The organism is Nostoc sp. UHCC 0870 (assembly GCF_022063185.1).
In the GTDB taxonomy this organism is placed as follows: domain Bacteria; phylum Cyanobacteriota; class Cyanobacteriia; order Cyanobacteriales; family Nostocaceae; genus Trichormus.
Map to the genome: position 1 here is coordinate 1,375,109 of NZ_CP091913.1, position 23,778 is coordinate 1,398,886.

Genomic DNA, 23,778 nt, shown 5'->3' on the forward strand with positions numbered 1-23,778 from the left:
AGATCATTTCAGTATATTCTTAATTTAAGTATATTTTCTGACGTTGATAATAATAATGATTGCTTACCCTAAGTATAGGATTTGAACTTAGGGTAAAGATGTCACTACCAACTACTGACCAAATAAACTATCAGTTTTTACTCCTCACCCATATGGTGTGTGCTGACGGACAAATTCACAGCGAAGAATCAAAAGCACTGCAAGATTTGGGACAGCAAGCCAAAATGGGAACACGCACCCTTCAGGAGATGGAGAAAATACTCAATCAAGATGAAGATTATATATCTATTGAAGAGGTAGCGCGTCACATCCCCACCAAGGAGAAAAGTGAGGCGATACGACAAATACTAGCAATTGCTTATGTTGATGGTTACTGTTCACCTTCAGAACAGGAAATGGTTAACCATGTTGCAAAAATTTGGAATTGGTCAGATATAGAAATTAAAAACTTGCTAGAAGGAGCAAAAAAATTTAGCACAGTTCAAAATATTTATAACGATATCGAAAAATACGAACTATCTGTAGGTGCGCGTCTTTTAAAGGGGGTAGATTCACTTTTATCACGCGCTCTTGTGGATAATTTAACACAAATTGCACCTAAGAATCTCGGAGATAAAGTAAAGAAACTGCGGAAAGAAATACTACTATCTGGGGCTGAATATGAAAAAGCTACTCAAAAATGTAAATCAATAGCAACTGAAGACTACAAATATACAGAAAACTCACTTCACAGTGCTTATACTGCTCTTGAAAATCTAGTAGAGAATATTCAACAAACTACTGAATCAATACATAAAAAAACAAGTAATAAAGGACAAGCTAATAGAGCTAAGGAAGTAGCACAACAGCTTGAAGTTACAAAAAATGCTCTCTCGGCTGAAGTTATCAAAAAACTGGAAGTAGTACGCGAATCACTCCGATCAAAACAACGTGCTTTAAATTATTTTAGTATCGCTTTTATGGGTAAAACTAAAGCTGGTAAAAGCACTCTCCATGCAATTATTACGGGTGATGGTTGGGACGCAATTGGTGTTGGTAAACAGCGTACTACTCGTTTTAACCGCGTTTATGAATGGAAAAATATTCGGATTATTGACACTCCTGGTATTGGTGCGCCTGGTGGAGCAAGTGATGAAGAGATTGCTGAAAGAATTATCGAAGAATCTGATGTTATCTGCTATGTAGTTACAAATGACAGTGTTCAAGAAACTGAATTTAAATTTTTAGAACTTCTAAAAGAAAAAGCAAAACCACTGATTATATTATTAAATATTAAGAATAATCTGCGTGACCAGCGCAGATTAGATTATTTCTTGCAAGATCCAGACAAGCTATTTGTTATGGATAGTAGTAGTGGTTTAGGCGGACATATTGAACGCATTCGTCGCTACGCAAAAAATCATTATGCTAACGATTACTTTGATATTATTCCTGTGATGCTCTTAGCTGCACAAATGTCACAAGAACCAGAGCATCAAGACAATCAAGAAAAGCTGTTTCAAGGAAGCCATATACAAGAGCTTCTTGATGCTATTCGAGTGTCGTTAGCCGAGCATGGAGTGATTCGGCGTTCTCAAACTTTACTTGGCTCTACTGTCAGCGCAATTGAAGAACCAAAAAAGTGGGTTACTAAACAGATAGAAATTTATCAAGATAGGGTTACGCAATTGAAAGATATACATCAAAGGTTTCAGCATGAAGTACAAAAAGCATCTAGGGATAATTGGGAATCTTTACAACAGCGCATTAAGCTTGTATTTAAAGATGTGTTTGATATAATACAACCTTTTGCAGAAGAAAATTGGAATGTTGAACAAAGTCAGTTAAACTCCAAATTGAAAGATAAGCCCGAAATATTAAATATTGAAGGAAAATTAAATATTGCTTTTAAAGAATGTGAAGAAAAATTTAATAAAGACGTGCAAGAAATACTAAGAGAAATAGGTAATGAATTGCAAAATGTAGCTAGATTAAAGTTCGGTAATGTTAACTTAAACGAGCAAGACAGTATCTCCTATAAAGATATGCTACGTTTTAGTGGTAACTTATTAGGAGTATTAGGAGCGTCGGCACTTTTATTTGCTGCACCTGTTGGAATTTTTATAGGAATTACTGGTACTTGTTTACATTTAATTTCTAATTTTCTCAAATCTGAGGAGCAAAAACGCCGTGAAGCTGTAGAAAATATTCGTAACTCTCTAAACAAGCAATTCAAAAGTGAGCTAGAAAAAGCTCTGAAAAATGCCGAAGATTTTTTCAATAAATATTCTAAGGATGTAGAAAGTAATATTAGCGATTACTTCAATGAACTAATTGCGAATTTAGAACAAATGATCAAGCATCTAGAAAATACTCAAAATAAATTAGATAACTGTGCTGACAATCTTAATCGTGCTTATGCCAAACGTATTGTAGATTGGTGTGCAGATAAATATGAACCGTTAACTGATGAAGATATTTTCACAACTATTGCTCAGGTAGATAGAGATTTTGGACGAAACATCAAAATTCAAACTAAATCTGAGTTTAAGTCTAAAAGATTCCAGAAAATAATTAACCAGGTTTTACAAGAAGACATCTCTATTATCTCAGTCAAGTCTTCTGAACAAACATTTGGCAACCTACAGCATAAAACCTAAATATTAGTTAATGACACTATAGGAATCAGATTTGAATTGTGAACGCATATTAAGACGTAAGGAACTTCCAGATAAGAAATATCCAAATTGTAGGGTGCGTCAGTGCGATAGAACCTAACAATAATCAGAAATTATTCATACTGACGCACCCTACCCAACCATTAATTTCGGATAATTTATTTTTTGGTGTTTCCTAAAAGCCTTTTTGACAAAGATAATACGTCAAAATTTGTTCACTGATCAAATATTTTTTCTATATTTAGGTTTCGATACACAGTTATAAAAAGGAGTGAAAAATGGTTCAAAATAATACAGTCTTTAATGCTGCTGAGATTGCTAATAAATTTAGTGAAGCAAGCCTTCGGTTTGATAACATCTTAGTTGAAGCAAAGCATCCTGAACTGACGGCTATTCGTCATAAACTTCATGACGAAACCAATAAATATCGTGAAAATGGTATTATGACTGTAGCTTTTATCGGTCAATATAATGCTGGTAAATCAACAACTATCTCTGCACTAACAGGAAAGCGTGATATTAAGATTGATTCAGATATTGCAACTGATAAAACTACTAGCTATGACTGGAATGGCATCAAGTTAATAGACACACCAGGATTATTTACAGACCGCAAAGACCATGATGATATTACTTATGATGCAATCAATAAAGCTGACTTATTAGTTTTCAGCCTCACTTATATGCTTTTCGATTCAATCACAGTAGAAAATTTCAAAAAGCTGGCTTATGAAAAAGGCTATCGATGGAAAATGATGCTGCTCATCAATAAAATGTCTGATGAAGCTGGAGAGGAAGCACAAAAAATTGCTAATTATCGCCAAAGTTTAGCTGATGCACTCAAGCCTCATAGCCTTGATGAATTTCTTGTGTGCTTTATTGATGCTAAGGATTATTGTGAAGGTATAGATCAAAAAGATGATTTCTTGATCGACATCAGCCGCTTTCCAACATTTATTGATGCTTTAAATAATTTTGTTAAAAGCCGTGCTACACTTGCCCGTTATGATACACCAGTCAGAATTGTTTTAGCGGCTTTAGACGAAGCTCAATTAAGCTTTACACGCAATTCTAATCAAGATACGGCATTTCTAGAAGTAATGGCACGTTTGTCGCGTACAGTACGTAAAGAGAGAGAACGTCTACGAATCAAATTTAATAGTATAGCCTTAGAAATGTCTTCTAAAATTGCTGAAGATGGAATTAAGTTGGCATATGCTGTGGGAACAAAGACTCAGGAAGATTTTGAAAAACTGAATCACCAAACTGAGCTAAACGTAGAAAAACACTATAAAGATGCTACAGAAAAACTAGAAAAATTAGTCGGATCAGCAATTCAAGACATTAGTCAAGAAGTAGAACAAGTGTTACAGAGTAATCTTGTAAAAACTTTTATAACTTGCTTGGAAAATACTCAAACACTATCTGTTAAGAATGTTAATAATAATATAAGTATTGAACATCTACAAAATCAGGTAAAATCTCTGCAACAAATGGGTAAACTATTAGGCAGTCACTGGGAAAAATTTACTGCTGGGAGGGTAGCGGCTAGTAGTCAAGGTTTTTTAACTGCCTCAAATGTAGCTGGTAGTCATGCCCATAATGTAGTTTATAGTGTGGGAAAACTTATTGGTGTAGATTTCAAGCCTTGGCAAGCTGTTGGTATTGTTAAAGAACTTGCTAATTTTACTGTGTTTCTTGCACCTGTAATAGCAGTAGCTGGTGTGGTTGCAGATTTTCATGCTATGCAACAAGAAACTGAAAGACAAGATAAAATGGCTGAAGCTCGTCGAGAGATTACTAGCCATTTTATGAGTGTTGCCAAGAGTCTTGAAAATCAAATAGATAGTATATTTAGGGATGTAGATTTACAAATCTACGGAGAAATTGATAAGCAAATTGCTGCTGCACGCCAACATGAAGAAAATGCGATCGCAGTTTCTAATACTTGGGTAAAACAACTTACAGAAATTCGTCAAGATTTTGAGTCTATTCTTCGCCACATTAACCAAGTGATGGAAAATCAGCAAGCCTGACATCATCAACTTTTAAAACCGTCCATTCCCTTGAATAATATGTTTGGCAGTAGTCAGAGTCTCTAAACTAATAAATCCCCGACGGTGGCCTTTTTGGTTAGACATACCTAAAAATACTGAGTCTCCCCGTGAAGGATTACGAGAGAAACGCGGTGAAGTGTTAATGTATGTGGCGGCACTGTTAACCCCTAGGGCAAACTGGCGACTTTCTTGATAGGATTCAGTGGCAATCGAATCAGCATGACCGCTACTGTATTGATTAATCCAGGCGATCGCTCCTTCTAGACTATCCACCAACTTAAATGCTACTGTCTTGGTTAAATAGGCGCATCCCCATTCATTGTCTTTCGCTAGCTGCAACTGTGGGAAGGCTTCTACTAGTTCTGCGTCGCCTTTGAGTTCAAAGCCTTTTTCTTTCAAACTATTCCACAGTACCGCCAAGGATGAGGGCATGGCTTGGCGATGAATTAGCACCTTTTCAATGGCATTAACGGGGTCTGGTTCGCTTTCGTGGCTATCCAGAATCATCCACCGCACCATCTCTAGACTGCCATTCAGCGACCAGTAAAGGTAACAGTTACCCATTGCTGATTTTAACACTGGACAGGTGGCTTGCCGCATGACTTGCTGTACCAAGCTAGAACGTCCGTAAGGAATGGCTAAGTTTACATATTGGTCTTGGGTGACTAAATCACGAATTGAAGCCCCGTGTTCTGTTGTAATCAGTTCTATACAACCTGCTGGTAAACCAACTTCTGCAAGTGCGTGTTGTAATACTTCCGAAATAGCCGCGTTAGAGTGACTAGCTTCTGTACTGCCTTTGAGGATGATACTATTACCAGTTTTAATACACAAAGCTGCCGCGATCGCGCCTAAATCAGGAAAGGCTTCATAAATAAATCCTATGACTCCCAAGGGCATTAACTGGGAGTAACTTTGAGAGTCTTCTGGTTGATAGTCGGCGTTTCTCACCCGTCGTAACGGGTCTGATAGTTCTCCCAACCTTTGCAGAATTTCTACTGTTGTCTCTAACCTGGTGGGAGTGAGCTTCAGCCAATCTAAAATCAATTCTGGCACTGCCATTTCCCGACTAGCTTCTAAATCCAACGTGTTGGCTTCTAAAATGTCGTCGAATGAGTTTTCTATCGCCTGTGCCATTGCCAATACAGCGCGACTGCGGTCTGTTCCCTTGGTAGTGCTTAACTTTAGGGAAGCTTGATAAGCGCGTTTCGCGCTGTTGATGGGTTCGGGAAATTCGTCCACAGCTACAACGGTCATTGAATTATCGTCTGTAAGTAAGCCAGACCATGAGTGCTGGCAAAATTGCCAACAATACTGCCACCATAGCCCATGCAATCATGCTAGAACGATTGGCCAATTGCAGTGCTAATGGTAGCCATATAATCACTAGCACGAAAATAATCCCCAATGCTATAGGTAAATAACTTTCTCCTAATTTGGGGTGAACAACTCGCCAACTACTCCCTGTCCAACGCCAAGCACGCTTGTAGGGGTAGGTGGTGGATAGTTGTTCTAGTACATGGCCATTATCTTCTACAACAAAGATTTGTTGACAGCGATCGCAACCAAATGCTTCTGTAAGAGTAATCGGAATTAACCGTCCCTTGCGGCGACAGGGACAGGGGTATTCGGTGTTAAAATCGATTTTTTGTGGTTTTTGTGATTGCACAAGCTTTCTAAGCAATTCAAAATTCAAAATTCAAAATTCAAAATGGAAACCCCAGTATCTATCAGCATCCTAGCTGTACAGGGTTAGAACTTACGCACTCGTAACCGATAATAAAGGCTTGGCGATTGCTTCCCGTAGGTAACGCAACCACGAAAATACGGGGTAACGCCGTGTGCAACTTTCTCTTAAACCTAAGCCACAATCCATCCCCTACAAGGGAAGGGAAGTAAGAATCAAAGCATCTCTCCTTGTAGGGAAGAGGTAACCTGCGGGTACTCCTGCGGAGAAATCGAAGAGTAGCCGCTTCGCGTCTAATGGAGAGGGGTTTCAAGAATAAGTTGCACATCGCGTTACCTAAGTCTTGACTGTATGCAAATTAAAAAAATAAATGTGTAACAGCTTAATAACTTGAGCATATTTGTACAAATTTTGAAAACCTTGGCGTTCTCTCTTCATTAAAGTTTTATATAAATAGCAAGGTTCGCTGTATCATTTCACTTTGACTAACTCAGGCTATTTTTGTGCTTGGGTAGTCATCTTGTGGAAGAATTGTTGTATCTGTATTGTTAAACATCGATAGTGGTGGCGTGTTTGGTACTTTTTTTAGCTTACGTGGCGAACACTCTGAAGACAACCCATTTATTTACTAAAACTGCACCCAAGAATAAACTATAACTATTTATTCAGCATTTAGCTGTATCCTCAGCATATCCGGCTGAGTTTCAACTAAATTTGTGTTGATTTCTACTGGAATTAGAAATAGTGCCTTTTATCAAGTGGGAAGTTTTGAAACGCTCTTCAGCTTCCTTGACTGTTGCCTCAAAGCTTTTTGGTCAAATTCACTGAATGAAAATAGATAGAGTCCCATTTTCCACCTGTGAGGGTGGCTCTTCGATCAGCTTTATTTAAGTCTAGTACATACCTTTGTTTGATGTGTTGTGACGCAACCAATAAAGCTATGATTATTTTTTTGCCTTAAAAGCGGGTAACGCGATTCGAACGCGCGACATTCACCTTGGCAAGGTGACGCTCTACCACTGAGCTATACCCGCAAAACTTACTTTACTAATATGACAGATTTATTTTGACTTGTCAACTATTTTCAAGTCTAATTTTTGATTGGGGACTGAGGACTAGGGACTGGGGACTGGGGATTGGGGATTGGGGATTGGGGATTGGGGATTGGAAAGTTCTTCTTCCCCTGCCTCCCCTGCTCCCCTGCTCCCCTGCCTCTCTTTGGTCAGCCTACTTCTTCTGACTCGGTGGTAAAGTTGCCGATGCTGTTACCAGAAATAGACGCTGGTAAGGATTGGGGATTGTGAGCGTAGGCATCTTTCAAATTAGAACGTAACTGCCGCATGAGGCTAGCCATTTCGAGAGCGTTCATAGCATAATCCCAGCCATGATTAGCCTTAATACCCGCCCTTTCTAGGGCTTGCTGCATGGTATCTACTGTCAAGATGCCAAAAATTACTGGTACTCCAGTCTGAAAGCTAGCAGATGCAATCCCTTTGGCTACTTCTGAAGATACATAATCAAAATGGGGTGTTTGCCCACGAATTACTGCACCCAAACAAATTATCGCGTCATAACGGTGAGAAAGGGCTAATTGACGAGCCACAAGCGGTACTTCAAAACTGCCTGGGACCCACACATAATCTACCTGATCGCCTTCAGGATTAGGATCGACACCGTGGCGTTTTAAGCAATCTTGACATCCTGCTACCAGTTTTGTGGTTACAAGGTCATTGAATCGACCAATCACCACTGCTAAACGCAAAGGTTCTGTTTGGGTGAAAGTTCCCTCAAAAACTGCCATGACTGCCTCTTACATTAACTATACTTTTGTCAATATACATTTCTTCTTTAAATGTAGAAGAGCAGGAAAGCACAATTAGGTGCAAAGAACAAATAAACTCTGTTCTCTTACCTTGTTTGGTAGCTCTCCTGCCCCTTTGGTCTTGTGGCTATTTATCTGTACTGTAGTGCGGTGCTGGCTTATACCACAAAAAAGTTTAATAGCCCAACTAAAAGCACTAAAGCGATCCAAACTCCAGAACCAAGCCAGAGTAACTTTTTAGATTCAACCCAACTTTGGGGGGTAGCATAGGCTACAGGTACGCCTACAACTAGCACAAAAGACATCAGAACAAGAGCTACTAAAGCAAATTGGAATATTATGGTCATTTTTACTTCTCCCAAGACAGCAAAATACTTAAGGAAATACTAAAAATAGAATATCCTAAAGGGCGACACTGACATTTCTCCTTATTTGTAAGCTAGCAGAAATTGCGTCACTATAGTCATTAGTTATTAGTTGCATTAGTTCTTTGTCTAAATACCAGTCAAGACTAATGACCCTTAAATATGGACTTAATTCTTTGCCACACTACAGCCGATTTTGATGCCTTGGGCGCAGCAGTAGGGCTAACTTGCCTCCTACCGGGTAGTAAAATTGTGTTGACTGGGGGCGCACATCCGCCTGTACGAGATTTTTTGGCACTGCGTCGAGATGAGTACGCGCTAATTGAAAGGCGTTCGGTAAATCCAGAGAAAATTCGGTCTTTAACTGTAGTCGATACCCAACAACGCGATCGCTTGGGTAAGGCTGCTGAGTGGTTAGATTTACCGCAACTTGACAATATTACTGTCTATGATCACCACCTCGGTCAAGTATCAGATATTCCTGCTACTCAATCTCATATTGCCCCAGTGGGTGCTACCACAACTTTAATTGTTGAGCAATTACAACAACAGCAAATCTCTTTAACTCCAGCCCAAGCTACAGCGATGGCTTTAGGTATTCATGTAGATACTGGTTCTCTAACCTATGACCAGTCTACACCACGGGATGCCCTGGCGTTGGCTTGGTTGATGCAGCAAGGAGCTAGTCTAGCAGTAATTTCTAATTACCGCGAGCCAGGTTTATCTCCCCAATTACAACGCTTACTCAAGGAAGCTTTAGAACAATTAGAATATCTTTGTTTCCGGGGATATACTATTGCTTGGGTAACTTTAAAGACAGAGGTCTTTGTGCCAGGGTTATCTAGTTTAGCGTCACAACTGATGGAGTTGACAGAAATTGACGCTTTGCTATTGGCTGGTGAGTACCCTTTGAGTAAAGATGAATCCCGGTTGACAATCATTGGGCGATCGCAAATTCCCAGTGTTCATCTTGACCAATTATTTCACACCTTCGGCGGCGGCGGTCATTCTCAAGCATCATCTCTGAATTTACGCGGTGTCAATACCCAAAATATCCTGCAACAACTCCTAGACGGGATAAAAACCTCGATTCCCCATCCTCCCACCGCCAGAGATTTAATGTCCTCCCCAGTCCGCACCATTCGCCCAGAAACGACAATTGGCGAAGCACAGCGCATTTTATTACGCTACGGACACTCTGGTTTATCTGTGGTTGATAGCCAAGGGCAATTAGTAGGAATTATTTCCCGACGGGATTTAGATATTGCCTTTCATCACGGCTTTAGTCATGCGCCAGTCAAGGGGTACATGACCATTAATTTAAAGACTATTACCCCAGATACGACACTGCCACAAATTGAATCGTTGATGGTGACGTATGATATTGGTCGATTACCTGTATTAGAAAATGGGCAATTAGTTGGAATTGTTACCCGTACCGATGTTCTCAGGGAATTGCATCAAGCGGAGGGGAAAAGTAGAGGGGAAGGACAGCCTAGATTAGAACATAGTGTTCAGCTTCCTAGTTTAGAACAATTACGCGATCGCCTGACTCCCCAACTTTGGCAATTACTCACCACCGCCTCCCAAGCCGCAGAACAACGGGGTTGGCATCTTTATTTAGTAGGTGGTGCAGTGCGGGACTTACTATTGGCTGAAGCCGCATCTGGGACTCTCTTTATTACAGATATTGACCTAGTGGTTGATGGTTTTCATCAAGCCGCAGATGTGGGTGCAGGGGTGGAACTAGCCAAAGCACTCCAAGAAATTTATCCCGCCGCCCGGTTAGAAATTCACGGGGCTTTTCAAACTGCGGCTTTGTTATGGCACAAAGACCCCAAATTAGATTCTTTATGGGTGGATATTGCTACCGCTAGAACAGAATTTTATCCTTACCCAGCCGCGAATCCAGAGGTAGAAGCAAGTTCCATCCGTCAAGATTTATACCGCCGTGACTTTACTATCAACGCCCTGGCTTTAAGATTGACTTCCCCTCGTGCTGGGGAATTACTTGATTTCTTCGGTGGATTACTAGATTTACAAGCCAAACAAATTCGAGTATTACACGCCAATAGCTTTATTGAAGACCCCACCCGCATTTATCGCGGTGTCCGGTTTGCGGTGCGTTTTGGATTTGATATTGAATCACGCACTGAAGAATATATTCGCTACGCCATTAATAGTGGCGTATATGACCGCACTGCCCAAACTAACACCAAAACCCCAGCCCTACAAACTCGACTCAAAGCCGAATTGAAACATATCCTCGAAGCCGCTTACTGGGAATTGGCTTTAAAGCTACTTGACGACTTAGGCGCATTACAGTGCATCCATCCCACCCTGAAATTAGATCCTGAACTTTTACGACAATTACGTTTATTAGAACGCTGTTGGCGGCGATTTGATGCTCAAAAAAAATTAATTCTTTGGCAGATGCGCCTAGAAGTCTTAATTGCTCACCTAGCACCACAATATCGCCACAAAGTAGCGAAAAATCTGCAACTACCAGAAGATAGTATAGAGCGATCGCATAAATTAGCTGCTGCTAAATCTGAAGTTAGAGACTTTTTAGTGATATCTAAACAACCTAGTCAAATAGTGCAAGTGTTACGCAAATATGATGTAGAAATGTTAATTTTGATTGCCATATCTAGTTCAAGAATAATTAGGCGGCAGATATGGCATTACTTAACAGTTTTATCTCATATCCAACCAATGTTAAATGGTAATGACTTAAAGAAATTAGGATACAAACCTAGTCCACGGTTTCGCCAAATGCTCGATGATATACTGGCAGCAACTTTGGATGGAGTGGTTCACAATCAAGAAGAAGCAGAAGATTTTTTAGCTAAACATTATCCTGTGTAATTGATATTCAACAAGGTGTGATTATGCAAACTCAAGCAGTAAGTAAATACTACACAACCGAAGAATATTTACAACTAGAGGAAACATCGGAATGCAGAAATGAATATCGAGATGGAGAAATTGTGCCAATGGCTGGTGGAACAACTAATCACAATGAAATAGCAGGTAATTTTTATGCCAATTTTAAATTGCAGATGCGAGGTAAAGATTACAAAATATACATGGGGGATGTTAAATTATGGATACCTCGTTATCGTATATACACTTATCCTGATGTCATGGTGATTCAGGGAAAACCGATATATGAAGGAAAAGGAACTACTACAGTTACCAATCCCGTAATGATTGTAGAAGTATTATCACAATCGACAGAAAATTACGATAGAACTAATAAATTTAGATATTACCGTTCTCTTCCGACACTGCAAGAATACGTGATGATTGACCAATATGAACACCTTGCAGAGCAGTTTTATAGAAATACTAATGGTCAATGGGTATTCACAGAATATGAATCAGGAGAATCTATATTATCACTCCAATCAATAGAATTTCAAATTGCTTTGAGCGATATTTATGCAGGTGTAGATTTGGCGATAGAAGAATAATAATGATTGTGGAGAGTGGAGGCGATCGCCTGTTTTTACCTTCATGATAAATCAACAGTCAAAACAGGCACACACATTCTTCTAAATTGTATCTGGATCTATATTTAACTCCCGCAGTTTCGCTGCCAAACGTGCTACTTGTTGTTGTGCTTGTTCAACTTGTTGTTGTGCTTGTTCAGCCGTTTCTTCAGGCGTGGGAACTAGTTGTCCATCTCGTGTAAAAAACCGCAATAGACCATCATAAACTCCTAAATACAACCCTAGCTGATGACTCCACAAATATCCTTGTGCATTTGCTTGTAGAGGGTGATATTCTCCATCTACTAAATGAAATCCTGCAAATTCTAATGTATGGGGATCGAACCAAAAGTAATCAGGTGTACGGAAGGTATCTTGATATATTTCTTTTTTTAACCCTTTGTCTGTTTTTGCTGTTGAGTCCGAGAGAATTTCTAAGATGACATTGGGATATTTACCTTCTTCTTCCCAAACCACCCAACTCTTTCGGGTTTTGCGTTCAGTTCCCAACACCACAAAAAAATCTGGGCCTCGGAAATATTCTGATTTTTTTTGGCGGGGACTGTAGTAAATTGTCAGGTTTCCCACCGCATAAAAATCATTTCTATCCCGCCATAACCATTCGAGACATTGTAAAAGTAGGATTATTTGTCTTAGATGTAGTTCTGTTTCCAAGGGAGGCTCATCACTATATAAGTCACCAGGGGGAAATAAAACATCTTGCGATATGTCTGCTTGCGATTCTAATTCTTGGGCAATGGTCATAGAATCAATACTGCATCAATTATTTCTGTGTCTATTTTAGCAGTGTTGTAGTTGGCGATCGGGTAGCGTACCGTAGGCAATAATCAATATTTTTAACCATAGTTATTTAACTGTTTTTCAAGAAAAATGGAGATGGAAAAATAGAAAAAGCGATCGCTAGAGATGAAGTTGCACATTGCGTCATGGAAATCTTTCGCTCCGTAGCAGAAGCCGTAAAGCATACGGGCAAGTTATAATTCTCTTGCGGACGAACGTAACAAAAATTTATGAGTAACCCCCTTTTACAAGCCTTTTTCGTGGGCAGAGCCTTGGCTGAAGTAGCGAATGAACGTTTAGAGGTCGTTTTGACCGATGCTTTGAGCGAAATAGGTAAATTTGATGCTGAGGCTAGAGAGCAACTACGCCAATTTACAGAAGAAGTCATAGAACGGGCAAACCGCGCAGCGAATGCAGCCCAAGCAGGTCAAACTACTACAGGTAGTAGCCAAACTGGTGCTGATGGGGTTGATTTGCAAGCCACAATTGATGAACTACGTGCAGAAATTGCCCTCTTGCGAAATGAATTACAACGTTATCGCAGTAGTTCTGTATAAATGTGTTCATTAGTCATTCGTCAAGAATTATTGACAAATGGCGTTTTGTGAAAAATAGTTTAAGGATCAGAGTGTCTTTTCTTCCAGGTTATTCAGTGAAAACCCAACGGTAAATTGTAGATATGGAAACTAGTTATTCAGATAAAGCATACCGTTGGAATCGGGAAAACTACTCCAGTAAGCGACGCTTCGTGGACATTTGGTCTTTTGTCTTGACCTTAATGTTCAAACTTTGGCGGTATAACAAATCTTGGAGTTATCCTGGCGGTGTCACTGAGGCGAAACAGGCGGCAAGGCGAAAAGCTCAAGCTGTCTGGATTCGCAATACCCTGCTAGACTTGGGGCCAACCTTTATTAAAGTCGGGCAGTTATTTTCTACCCGTGCGGATATATTCCCTAGTGAATATGTAGAAGAGTTGGCAAAGCTTCAAGACAAAGTACCTGCTTTTAGCTATGAGCAAGTAGAAAAGATTGTTGAGAAGGAATTAGGTAAAAAAATTCCCGAACTCTTTCAAAGTTTTGAACCGATTCCTTTGGCTGCTGCTAGCTTGGGTCAAGTACACAAAGCTGTACTGCATAGCGGGGAATCAGTTGTAGTCAAGGCGCAGCGTCCCGGATTAAAAAAGTTATTTGAAATAGACTTACAAATTCTTAAGGGCATTGCTCGCTATTTTCAAAACCATCCTAAATGGGGAAAGGGGCGAGATTGGACAGGTATTTACGACGAGTGCTGCCGCATTCTGTGGGAAGAAATTGATTATCTCAATGAAGGTAAAAATGCTGACACTTTTCGCCGTAACTTTCGCGGTTACGATTGGGTACAAGTCCCGAAAGTGTATTGGCGTTACGCCTCGCCACAAGTGCTGACTTTGGAATATTTACCGGGGATTAAAATTAGCCAATACGAGGCTTTGGAAGCCGCAGGTATAGACCGCAAAGCCGTTGCTCGTCAAGGAGCGCAAGCATACTTAATTCAATTGCTCAATGATGGCTTTTTCCATGCTGATCCCCATCCAGGTAATATAGCGGTTAGTGCTGATGGCTCACTGATTTTCTACGACTTTGGCATGATGGGGCGGATTAAATCGAATGTCCGGGAAGGACTAATGCAGACACTGTTTGGCGTTGCCCAAAAAGATGGCACTCGTGTAATCCAGTCTCTCATAGATTTAGGTGCGATCGCTCCCGTAGATGACATGGGGCCAGTGCGGCGTTCTGTCCAGTATATGCTGGACAATTTCATGGATAAGCCCTTTGAAGCCCAATCTGTGGCCGCGATCAGTGATGATTTATACGAAATAGCTTATAATCAGCCATTTAGATTTCCAGCAACTTTTACTTTTGTGATGCGGGCTTTTTCCACCCTCGAAGGCGTAGGCAAAGGCTTAGATCCAGAGTTTAACTTTATGGAAGTTGCCCAACCATACGCAATGCAGCTTATGACCAATATGAATGGTGCAGATAGCAATAGCTTCCTTAATGAATTAAGTCGCCAAGCCGTACAAGTCAGTACCACCGCTTTCGGATTACCACGTAGATTAGAAGATACATTAGAAAAGCTAGAGCGGGGAGATATGCGCGTGCGAGTGCGTTCTATAGAAACAGAGCGGCTTTTACGGCGACAGAGCAATATTCAGATAGGCATGAGCTATGCTGTGATAATCAGTGGATTTACCCTTTCAGCCACAATTTTATTAGTTAATCATTATGTATGGTTAGCACTGCTGGCTGGTTTAATTGCCGCAGCAGTCTCAGTAATACTGATTAGACTGCTTCTCCGTCTCGAACGTTATGACCGTATGTATTAATTGTTGCAGTGAAAAGCTATGAAACTTAACTTCACGGGTCTGAGCGATCCGGGACTTGTTCGTTCTAATAATCAGGATCATTACTACATCGACCCGGAAGGACGATTTTTCATTGTTGCTGATGGGATGGGTGGTCATGCGGGAGGAGAAGAAGCAAGTCGCATCGCCACGACAGTCATTCAAGAATATTTATTAGCTCATTGGGATAAACCTGATTCATCCGCAAAATTGTTAGAGCAGGCTTTATGGCAAGCCAATCAAGCCATTTTGGAGGATCAGCAAAGTCATCCTGAACGTGCTGATATGGGTACAACTGTTGTAGTCGTGATTTTTCGTGACTCGACCTGGTGCGCTCATGTCGGTGACTCTCGGCTGTACCGCTTGCGGGAGTCACAACTAGAGCAAGTGACGGAAGACCATACCTGGGTAGCTAGAGCCATCAAAATTGGCGATATCACCCCAGACGAAGCACGGACTCATCCATTTCGTCATGTACTATCCCGATGTTTGGGTCGAGAAGACTTACACCAGGTTGAAGTGCAGCCATTGGATGTTACAGATGGCGATCGCTTACTATTATGCAGTGATGGTCTAACTGAAGAACTGGTCGATCAAAAGATAGCTGATTCTCTCCATCACATCCCCATATTGGATCAGGCTGCTGTATCTCTAGTAGAAGCCGCTAAAGAACAAGGTGGACACGATAACATCACTATCGTCATTGTGGCGATCGCATAACAGCATTCCAAGTTGGCTGTTAGTAGTTAGTAAGGTGCGTCAGTAGGAAGAATCTCTTGGTATTTACAGGTTTTATCTGACTGACGCACCTTAAAATATAACATATGGGATATTTTGACGTTCTTATCGCACTTTTAGGGCGGTGATTCTAAAAATCACTTGTAAATTTGTAAGCCCCTCATAACTCATAACTCACTACTCAGCACCGGCTAAACGCCGCGCTACCGCTAACAGCACTCAGCACTCACCACTTTTCCTGTTTTTTGATAGCTTCAGGATTTTTGTAGTAAATATACTCAGCATTTTGTTCAACCTGAGCATTTTTCCTATTTACAACTTGATACAAATACTTTTAGCCACCAAAATTCCCTATTGGCGGCTGAAATTACACAATTTAGTTGATTGACATGTTGCACATCATAATGTAAGCAGCATATAATGCGATCTTAATACCCTTCACGACCACTCTTCTATGGAAATCTCCCTCTAGGGAAAATTTCCAGATGAAGGTAGGAACTGAAGGTAAAGAAGGATATTCAACCTACCTAAAATCTACCCCAAATCTGCCCAAGCGGACTTGGGTTATATGTCAGTAGGTTCTGGTGCAGAAAATACCCAAAAAAATCTCCCCTCTGAGGATATGGGCAATCTGCCAAAATAGTTGTTATCTTTCTTAATACAGAGAATTGGTAGCAAACCCCAAACAAGCCCTATTTTTATAGGACTTCTGTTACCAAAATCAACTTTACGCGTTGTCTTTTAGGAGTCTGTTATGGATCAACCAACGAAACTTTCCTTGGAACAGCAGTTTAGTATCCGCTCATTTGCCACTCAAGTACAGAATATGAGTCATGACCAAGCCAAAGACTTTTTAGTCAAGCTCTATGAGCAGATGGTCGTGCGTGAGGCAACTTACCAAGAGTTGCTTAAGCATCAGTGGGGCTTAGATTCTGGTTCCACTTTGGCATAGAGCAAGTTATGTGTCGCAGTGGGCGACCTCCTTCTCTTGCTCACTTCCAGGAAGGAAAGGAGCTGGTGATGTTGGGGCGTCAACTTCAAGATAAAGCTAAATCACTTCTAGGATGCCATTCATCAAAATCGAATAATACAGTTATTTGACTGTTAGCCCCGTACCTAAATAGTACCTAAATAACTTAGTTTTGGTTGATTTGTCAAACCATTAGCCAGCAATTCTGTAAATATACTTGCTAGTGCATAAATAATTTGACTATGCTTACTAACACTTATATTTCTAGTGTAACAAGCACAATGAAAACTTTACTTGTATTTGACTAAGCACTTGCTTGATTAGCTAGCACTGTTGACTATTATATTTATTCCCAATACTACTTACAACTAGATATATATATTATTTATAAAAATTTACAATTTTTGATATATGTTACATATAACCTAGAAAAATATTTACTAACCAGATATATCAAACCCAGAATCCATTTCCATTGCATCTAACTTGGCCAAAATTTGCGGTTTAATTTTCTCATACTCCCTTTTGAGCAAAGTTTTACTAATTTGGGGATCAGACACAGAGACAAAGGTTTTAGCAGCCACTATCCACTGTTGTAGTCGTTGACATTGAGCAGAGGCAATACTAGCAACTAGGACATGAGAACAGGTATTTGGTGATTCCCGTGCAAACAATAGCAGACGATAGTAACCTGTTTTTAAGATTAATTTCACCATCTCTTGACCGAGACTTGTTTTGAGGTCAAGGTAGTAAGGTAAGCATTTAGCCCCATACTTGCGATTGTAGAGAACAGTAATCCACAGCATCATCGGGTGGGGAGCAGTGATAAACAAAAATTGATTGTAACGGCTACAGACCAGACGTTGAATAATTTCTCGTTGTGGTAGCATCACCCATAAGGCTGGTATAACCTCACCATTGATTTGGATAGGTTGAGGAAAAACAATGTCAGCTATTGGTTTATTTTTTGGCCAAGAAGTTGTGAAAGTAATTTCATTTTTGGCTGGAGCTAACTGTAATGGCCTATTACCATTTGTCTTCTGTTCAAATTTAGCTTTAACGGTGACAGTATTAGTAGATTGGTGATATTCATCTTGAATTGGGGGTTTTTCATGTTGCTGTTCGATAGATTCTAAAGCTTGGAGTATTTCACTAATACTTTGGGGGCGATCCTTGACTTTTTTGGCTAAACAACTCATTACTAAATTTTCCACGTCTTTAGGAATCAGCAAACTAGGAGCGACTTCTGTAAAAGTACGTGGTGCTTGATGGTGATGTGCTTTATACCATGCTCCAAAAGAATGGGTTGAGGCCATGAGTGGCATTTTTCCTGTCAACATTTCAAACATCATCACACCCAAACTATAGATATCAGCGCGATTATCTAGTTCTTTGCCTTCCATTTGTTCGGGAGAGGAGTAGGCTAATGTCCCCAAATAGTATTTTGTGTGATCACCATTAGCCTGTAATAATTTAGCAATACCAAAATCTAAAATCTTGAGCAATTCCCCAAAACTGGGGTCTTGAATCACTAGCATATTGCTAGGTTTAATATCGCGATGAATAATTGGGCAGACTGAGCCATCAACTGGAATACCGTCATGAGCGCATTTTAAACCCAGGCAGATTTGACGTGCCATACTCACAAATCGGGGTAAAGATAGATTTTGCTGGCGAATTATCTGGTTGAGGCTTTGTCCTTGTAGATATTCCATGACGTAGTAAGGAGTTTTATTTTCATCTACGCCATAGTCCATGACGCGAACAATATGAATACTTTTTTGTCCTAGTAACGCGCAAGTTTTCGCTTCTCGCTCAAACCTATCTTGCAGTCGCATCTTTTCATTGTGTATTGACAATGCGAGAAACTTGACAGCAACAGGTACACCTCCCAATAAAACATCTTTAGCACGATATACTCTACCCATTGCACCAGTACCAATTAATTCTTGCAATTGGTAGCGTTTACTAAGAAAACGGCCAATGTTGGGGTCTGACATAGAAACCTCGACTCCAATGTTTAAGATTTAACAAATGTGAATTACACCTATCTTAGAGATAGGTGTTAAGTGTTGGGGTGGAAAAGTGCAATGAAATAACAGGGTAGATATATGCTGATGCTTCGCACTTGGGTTTTGATGTAGTGTTAGTTTGCCCAGTTTTGATAACCTAGATAACTTAAGCCATTAAAACAATTCGCAATTCGCAATTCGCAATTCGCAATGGACTAACTTCCCGCTTCGCTCTAAGCGCAGCTATGCCGCAGGCTTTACGCAATTACGTTTTGTGACGGGGACTTAACCCCGAAAGTTGGTTAAAACCCACACATAAAGATGTTAGTGCTGAGTCAGTATACTGAGTTTAAAATAGTGTTATTTATACAAGATTTTATAAAACAACTAATAAATTTAAGTTAGCCTCTAATTATTTGTCGGCTGAAGCTTTAATTTGGCTTCCATTGTACTGATTAAAGAATGACCAGCCATGATACCACTAGTGTGATAGTATGTATCGTCTGCAATTCGGTGCATCGTTTCAAAGCCACTACGACGCTGCTGATCGCTCATTACCCAATAACGTTGTATGATCGCTTCTAAACCAATCCAACCTTCACCTTCAACCTGACCTAACAGACTGTGCTGGAGTAGAAAAGTATATTGACGTTCCCCTTCATGCAATCGCCCCTTGTATTGTAAAGAGATATCAGGGCGATCGCTATCAGGAAAGATGAGCTTTGTTGCCATAGTAAACCAGTTATCTCGATTCCAAGCCACCAAGGTCATACCCTTGACGCTGATTGGCATTCCATTACGTTCTAGCCAATGGCCTTGAATTAGCCAGCGTCCTGGCTCTAATAAAAAAGTCTGCGCCACCTTGTATATTCCTTGCCTTAATCGAGTAATTAGTCCTCAGATTACAAAGATATAGTTGGAATTACAAAAATGTCAGGTGGGAAATAAGCAGAAAAGAATTCAAAATCAAGAAATGGGGAATTTCGCGGAATTGCTTCAAAACCGCGATGAATCTCATTACAACTTCTGTCCTGCAAAAATAGACCGCACTTCACCATTCCGCCGGACTATAGCTTCACCATTATTGACATCTACTAATGTCCAACCGCTAGAGCCAATACTTTCACCAACGTTAACGCGACGGCTAACACCGTTAGTTTGAAATAGTGCCACAGATTTATTGCCCAACTCTAGTAGTCCTTCTAGGGTATGGGTAGGAGCAGGGGGGGTAACGGTGAGGGATGCAACCTGTACTGCTTCCTGGTTGGTGGATGGTCTGGGTAAGCTAGCACCGAAGGGAACAACAGGCAAATTAGGCAGAGAATTGGGTGACTGTTGAACTTTGATAGGTGCATTTCGCACAGCCACAGGTTTCATGTCTGAGCGCACAGCCGCAGTTAACATATTGACTGTGCTTGGTTTTGCTGCTGGCTGCACTTTATTTAAGGTGTCATTAACTACATTCGGTTGATTTGCAACTGGTGCAGGTGGTAAAGGTGAAGGAATACCGGGAATTACTGGGAGTGCGGAGCGCATTGGTGAGGGTGGTTGGAAAACTGGAATATAGATGCGCTCGACAACATTGGTGGCTCGGCTAGATGGTGGTGTATTGTTAGCCGTTAGGGGTGATGGTAGATTACCGATAGGCTGATTGTCAGATGAAGCGACAGATGTTGGGTTAGAAATCACCCGATTGGCTAGTTGGGAACGGACTGCACGTTGGGTTGTGCTATCTTTTTTATCGATGATGGCTAATGCTCCCATCATGTAATTGACTAACTCAGCCTGCACATCTGGTTTTGTAGGCAATTGCGCCTGTGGTACATAAATAGTGGGTTGGGTGAGTTTAGAGGTCAGGAGAACTAAGACCCCAGATTGCACTATATATAGTACGCCTGCGATCGCCACACCGATAGTTGTACCTCCAATCAGTAGTTTACCCAGGGTTAGTTTCGCTGTTTGAGTAATTTTACTGATTGATTTGCTCTGAGGTTGATCAACTACAACAGTGCTGACTTGTTTGTTCCTAATAGCTGTAACAGTCTGTACGGAATGCTTAACTGTATTTGGTAAGACAATCTGTGGTATTTCAACAGTTTGCAGATGGTCATACTCTAAAGTTGTTTGCTTAGATGTATACGACCAGTCACCGACAGATGCAGTAGCTTGGCGTAGTGGTTGCCTATTGTGGAAATTGACATCCAGTATGTCATCGATACTGGCAAACAGTTCATCCATCAAGCCATCAGCATAGAGTTCTATTGACCAAGGCTCGTTAACAATCAAGTCTTCTGATGGTTCTGGGACAATGAGATGGGTGCTAACTTCTCGTAACATAAGCAAGTTTTGGGTGGTAGTTGCCAGGATGGGGCAACACCGCCCCTTTTACCTGGGTATCAGGATTTTCAAAATATTCAATCTCCCGTCCAAACTAGACGAGTTGATTGTTGAGTGTATGAAATTCAACTCCAAGATGGGGATCGTAGATGATGCCAGGGCTGAACTCTTGTCATCTATCTTACCCATCCCCCCCTCTACTATACTCACCCTTTATAAAGACGAAGTTAAGATAAAGCCGCAAACCCTGATTGGTTCTTAGATTGACGCAATTCTAAAAAAATTAGTAAGGCGTTAACATCAGCAGGATTGACACCCCCAATTCGCGCTGCTTGACCAATTGTGAGGGGTTGTACCTGATTGAGTTTTTCCCGTGCTTCTTTAGAAAGAGTCTCAATTTTTGTGTAGTCTAAATCCGCAGGTAATTGGCGGTTGGATTGACGGGCAATTTGTTCGATTTGGCTTTGTTGTCTAGCAAGATAGCCAGAGTATTTAATGTCAATTTCTGCCCCTTCTCTTTCCGCTTGGCTGAGACTGGGGTTGCCGAGTCCATATTTATCAAGGTCTACATAATGAAATCCAGGACGGCGTAGCAAGTCAGCTAGGGTAATCGAACCTCTGATGGTTTGTTGGGTATCAGAGGCGATCGCTTTACCAATTTCATCATGTTCTTTAACTCTGGTAGCATACAGGCGTTCTTTCTCAGCCGTAATCTGCGCCTGTTTGTTGGTGAATAGTTCCCAACGGCGATCGTCAATTAAACCAATTTCTCGCCCTAAAGGTGTCAACCGTTGGTCAGCATTATCAGAACGCAGCAGTAAACGATACTCTGACCGACTAGTTAACATCCGGTATGGTTCACGTAAATCCTTGGTACACAGGTCATCTAGCAAAGTACCGAGGTAACTTTGCTCACGGGGGAAAATAATCATTTCTTGACCGCGCACAAACCGCGCCGCGTTAATTCCCGCCACAATTCCTTGGGCTGCGGCTTCTTCATAGCCTGTTGTGCCGTTAATTTGTCCTGCACAGAATAACCCCGCAATCTTTTTCGTCATCATTGTGGGGTAACACTGGGTAGCAGGCAGATAATCATATTCTACTGCGTAGGCTGGACGTAGCATTACGCAGTTTTCTAATCCGGGTAGACTCCGTAACATTTGCAGTTGCAAATTTTCCGGCAACCCTGTGGAAAACCCTTGGATGTATAGTTCGGGAATATCTCGTCCTTCTGGTTCAATAAAGATTTGATGGCTTTCCTTATCGGCAAAGCGGACAATCTTATCTTCAATACTGGGACAGTAACGCGGCCCTTTGGCTTCTACCCAACCGCCGTACACTGGAGACAGGTGCAAGTTTTCCCGAATTAAACGATGGGTTTCGGCGGTGGTACGGGTCATGTAGCAAGGCATTTGTTCCCGTTCTACCCATACTTCGGGGTCAAAACTAAACCACCGGACTTCTGCATCCCCTGGCTGGTGTTCCATTTTGCTATAGTCTACCGATCGCCTGTCTACCCGTGCAGGTGTACCAGTCTTGAGTCTGCCGGTTTCAAATCCCAAGCGATTTAGGGTTTGGGTTAAGCCTTCCGCCGCAAATTCCCCAGCGCGTCCAGCCGCCATTGACTTATTTCCGACCCAAATCTTGCCACCGAGAAATGTACCCGTGGTTAAAATTACAGCTTTGCACTCAAAAGTCACGCCAAAGTAAGTTTCTACCCCAATAACTTCATCGTTAGCACCCAAAACCAAGTCTGTAACCATCCCTTCCCGGATGCTCAAATTCTCTTCGTTTTCGACAATATTTTTCATGACAGCCGCATATTCCCGCTTGTCAGTTTGGGCGCGTAATGCCCATACTGCCGGACCTCGTGAAGAGTTGAGGATGCGTTTTTGTAGATAGGTGCGGTCTGCCATTTTGCCAATTTCCCCACCTAAAGCATCTATTTCATGGGTCAATTGCGATTTAGCAGGGCCACCCACAGCCGGGTTGCAGGGTTGCCAAGCAATTTTATCTAAATTTAATGTCAATAGCAGGGTACGACAACCGAGGCGGGCAGTAGCAAGGGCTGCTTCGCAACCGGAGTGACCTGCACCGACAACGATGACATCAAAGGCATCTTGCCCGAAAGCATTTTTGGTAAAAGAATTGTGCATGGTCATAAGCAATTCAAAATTCAAAACTTAAAATTAAAAATGAAGGATAACAGCTATGGTGAGAAATCCGGGGTAAGTAGGAAGCACTACATTTCTCTGATTGCCAAAGTTTTTTATTGATACCTGCTTACTTAGCCCAGTCAGGTTTATTTACAATTTTAGCTGATTCTGTGATGTTATGGATGTTACTTATATTTTATAAACTTTTTGGGGTAATTTTGATTAATTAAAATATTAGGAAAATAAATTTATCTTTATAATAGGAATTGGTAGAATTTCAATTAATTAGTTGTATGTTT

17 protein-coding genes and 1 tRNA gene are annotated in these 23,778 nt (G+C 40.9%); 8 read left to right on the top strand and 10 right to left on the bottom strand.

The genetic code is table 11. The annotated features are described in order from the left end of the window. Positions 1 to 98: 98 nt before the first annotated feature. Both L6494_RS06160 and L6494_RS06165 read left to right on the top strand, forming a co-directional pair. Positions 99 to 2,639, top strand: coding sequence for a GTPase (locus L6494_RS06160; RefSeq protein WP_237992482.1), 2,541 nt, complete (start codon positions 99 to 101; stop codon positions 2,637 to 2,639). 296 nt (positions 2,640 to 2,935) lie between these two features. Further along, positions 2,936 to 4,693 (top strand): GTPase, encoded by a 1,758-nt coding sequence (locus L6494_RS06165; RefSeq protein ID WP_237992493.1) that lies wholly within the window; start codon positions 2,936 to 2,938, stop codon positions 4,691 to 4,693. A gap of 12 nt (positions 4,694 to 4,705) precedes the next feature. Here the strand turns inward: L6494_RS06165 and L6494_RS06170 are convergent, their stop codons facing one another. The 5 genes from L6494_RS06170 to psbZ form a co-directional block, all read right to left on the bottom strand. Next, positions 4,706 to 5,971 carry a glutamate-5-semialdehyde dehydrogenase gene (locus tag L6494_RS06170; RefSeq protein WP_237992502.1) on the bottom strand — a complete coding sequence of 422 codons (1,266 nt, stop codon included), beginning with the start codon at positions 5,969 to 5,971 and terminating at the stop codon, positions 4,706 to 4,708. Between the two features lie 4 nt (positions 5,972 to 5,975). Continuing rightward, complete coding sequence (locus L6494_RS06175) at positions 5,976 to 6,383, bottom strand: hypothetical protein (RefSeq protein WP_237992504.1); 408 nt, start codon at positions 6,381 to 6,383, stop codon at positions 5,976 to 5,978. Positions 6,384 to 7,363: 980 nt separating this feature from the next. Next, positions 7,364 to 7,435 (bottom strand) — tRNA-Gly (locus L6494_RS06180). A 188-nt stretch (positions 7,436 to 7,623) separates the two neighbouring features. Continuing rightward, positions 7,624 to 8,202, bottom strand: a complete 579-nt coding sequence (ribH, locus tag L6494_RS06185) for a 6,7-dimethyl-8-ribityllumazine synthase (protein ID WP_237992514.1) — start codon at positions 8,200 to 8,202, stop codon at positions 7,624 to 7,626. A 179-nt stretch (positions 8,203 to 8,381) separates the two neighbouring features. Then, positions 8,382 to 8,570, bottom strand: a complete 189-nt coding sequence (psbZ, locus tag L6494_RS06190; protein WP_190710358.1) for a photosystem II reaction center protein PsbZ — start codon at positions 8,568 to 8,570, stop codon at positions 8,382 to 8,384. A gap of 180 nt (positions 8,571 to 8,750) precedes the next feature. On the opposite strand from psbZ, the gene L6494_RS06195 reads away from it, so the two are divergent. After that, complete coding sequence (locus tag L6494_RS06195) at positions 8,751 to 11,456, top strand: CBS domain-containing protein (protein ID WP_237992523.1); 2,706 nt, start codon at positions 8,751 to 8,753, stop codon at positions 11,454 to 11,456. A gap of 23 nt (positions 11,457 to 11,479) precedes the next feature. Then, complete coding sequence (locus L6494_RS06200; RefSeq protein WP_237992525.1) at positions 11,480 to 12,064, top strand: Uma2 family endonuclease; 585 nt, start codon at positions 11,480 to 11,482, stop codon at positions 12,062 to 12,064. 81 nt (positions 12,065 to 12,145) lie between these two features. Here the strand turns inward: L6494_RS06200 and L6494_RS06205 are convergent, their stop codons facing one another. Then, on the bottom strand, positions 12,146 to 12,847 hold the full coding sequence (locus L6494_RS06205; RefSeq protein WP_237992527.1) for a Uma2 family endonuclease: 702 nt from the start codon (positions 12,845 to 12,847) through the stop codon (positions 12,146 to 12,148). 266 nt (positions 12,848 to 13,113) lie between these two features. On the opposite strand from L6494_RS06205, the gene L6494_RS06210 reads away from it, so the two are divergent. The 4 genes from L6494_RS06210 to L6494_RS06225 all read left to right on the top strand — a co-directional run bounded on the left by L6494_RS06210 (position 13,114) and on the right by L6494_RS06225 (position 16,956). Further along, complete coding sequence (locus tag L6494_RS06210; protein ID WP_237992529.1) at positions 13,114 to 13,440, top strand: DUF6825 family protein; 327 nt, start codon at positions 13,114 to 13,116, stop codon at positions 13,438 to 13,440. A gap of 122 nt (positions 13,441 to 13,562) precedes the next feature. Further along, positions 13,563 to 15,248 carry an ABC1 kinase family protein gene (locus L6494_RS06215; RefSeq protein WP_237992531.1) on the top strand — a complete coding sequence of 562 codons (1,686 nt, stop codon included), beginning with the start codon at positions 13,563 to 13,565 and terminating at the stop codon, positions 15,246 to 15,248. An 18-nt stretch (positions 15,249 to 15,266) separates the two neighbouring features. Then, positions 15,267 to 15,986 carry a Stp1/IreP family PP2C-type Ser/Thr phosphatase gene (locus L6494_RS06220; RefSeq protein WP_237992540.1) on the top strand — a complete coding sequence of 240 codons (720 nt, stop codon included), beginning with the start codon at positions 15,267 to 15,269 and terminating at the stop codon, positions 15,984 to 15,986. Positions 15,987 to 16,758: 772 nt separating this feature from the next. Then, complete coding sequence (locus tag L6494_RS06225) at positions 16,759 to 16,956, top strand: NblA/ycf18 family protein (RefSeq protein ID WP_237992542.1); 198 nt, start codon at positions 16,759 to 16,761, stop codon at positions 16,954 to 16,956. 458 nt (positions 16,957 to 17,414) lie between these two features. Here L6494_RS06225 and L6494_RS06230 read toward each other — a convergent pair whose 3' ends face one another. The 4 genes from L6494_RS06230 to mnmG form a co-directional block, all read right to left on the bottom strand. After that, a complete protein-coding gene (locus L6494_RS06230; protein ID WP_237992545.1) occupies positions 17,415 to 18,974 on the bottom strand; it encodes a serine/threonine-protein kinase in 1,560 nt (519 codons plus the stop codon). Positions 18,975 to 19,394: 420 nt separating this feature from the next. Beyond that, the gene (locus tag L6494_RS06235) at positions 19,395 to 19,847 is read right to left on the bottom strand and encodes a hypothetical protein (protein WP_237992547.1); all 453 of its coding nucleotides are present in this window, start codon (positions 19,845 to 19,847) and stop codon (positions 19,395 to 19,397) included. Between the two features lie 156 nt (positions 19,848 to 20,003). Continuing rightward, the gene (locus tag L6494_RS06240; RefSeq protein ID WP_237992549.1) at positions 20,004 to 21,323 is read right to left on the bottom strand and encodes a hypothetical protein; all 1,320 of its coding nucleotides are present in this window, start codon (positions 21,321 to 21,323) and stop codon (positions 20,004 to 20,006) included. A gap of 227 nt (positions 21,324 to 21,550) precedes the next feature. After that, positions 21,551 to 23,485, bottom strand: coding sequence for a tRNA uridine-5-carboxymethylaminomethyl(34) synthesis enzyme MnmG (gene mnmG, locus L6494_RS06245; protein ID WP_237992559.1), 1,935 nt, complete (start codon positions 23,483 to 23,485; stop codon positions 21,551 to 21,553). Positions 23,486 to 23,778: the final 293 nt, after the last annotated feature.

What these genes read in the sequence shown, in the direction of transcription:
- L6494_RS06230 (WP_237992545.1), bottom strand. Translation starts at nt 18,974, where the DNA reads ATGTCAGACCCCAACATTGGCCGTTTTCTTAGTAAACGCTACCAATTG.
- L6494_RS06220 (WP_237992540.1), top strand. Translation starts at nt 15,267, where the DNA reads ATGAAACTTAACTTCACGGGTCTGAGCGATCCGGGACTTGTTCGTTCT.
- psbZ (WP_190710358.1), bottom strand. Translation starts at nt 8,570, where the DNA reads ATGACCATAATATTCCAATTTGCTTTAGTAGCTCTTGTTCTGATGTCT.
- L6494_RS06205 (WP_237992527.1), bottom strand. Translation starts at nt 12,847, where the DNA reads ATGACCATTGCCCAAGAATTAGAATCGCAAGCAGACATATCGCAAGAT.
- L6494_RS06240 (WP_237992549.1), bottom strand. Translation starts at nt 21,323, where the DNA reads ATGTTACGAGAAGTTAGCACCCATCTCATTGTCCCAGAACCATCAGAA.
- ribH (WP_237992514.1), bottom strand. Translation starts at nt 8,202, where the DNA reads ATGGCAGTTTTTGAGGGAACTTTCACCCAAACAGAACCTTTGCGTTTA.
- L6494_RS06200 (WP_237992525.1), top strand. Translation starts at nt 11,480, where the DNA reads ATGCAAACTCAAGCAGTAAGTAAATACTACACAACCGAAGAATATTTA.
- mnmG (WP_237992559.1), bottom strand. Translation starts at nt 23,485, where the DNA reads ATGACCATGCACAATTCTTTTACCAAAAATGCTTTCGGGCAAGATGCC.
- L6494_RS06215 (WP_237992531.1), top strand. Translation starts at nt 13,563, where the DNA reads ATGGAAACTAGTTATTCAGATAAAGCATACCGTTGGAATCGGGAAAAC.
- L6494_RS06160 (WP_237992482.1), top strand. Translation starts at nt 99, where the DNA reads ATGTCACTACCAACTACTGACCAAATAAACTATCAGTTTTTACTCCTC.
- L6494_RS06170 (WP_237992502.1), bottom strand. Translation starts at nt 5,971, where the DNA reads ATGACCGTTGTAGCTGTGGACGAATTTCCCGAACCCATCAACAGCGCG.
- L6494_RS06195 (WP_237992523.1), top strand. Translation starts at nt 8,751, where the DNA reads ATGGACTTAATTCTTTGCCACACTACAGCCGATTTTGATGCCTTGGGC.
- L6494_RS06225 (WP_237992542.1), top strand. Translation starts at nt 16,759, where the DNA reads ATGGATCAACCAACGAAACTTTCCTTGGAACAGCAGTTTAGTATCCGC.
- L6494_RS06165 (WP_237992493.1), top strand. Translation starts at nt 2,936, where the DNA reads ATGGTTCAAAATAATACAGTCTTTAATGCTGCTGAGATTGCTAATAAA.
- L6494_RS06210 (WP_237992529.1), top strand. Translation starts at nt 13,114, where the DNA reads ATGAGTAACCCCCTTTTACAAGCCTTTTTCGTGGGCAGAGCCTTGGCT.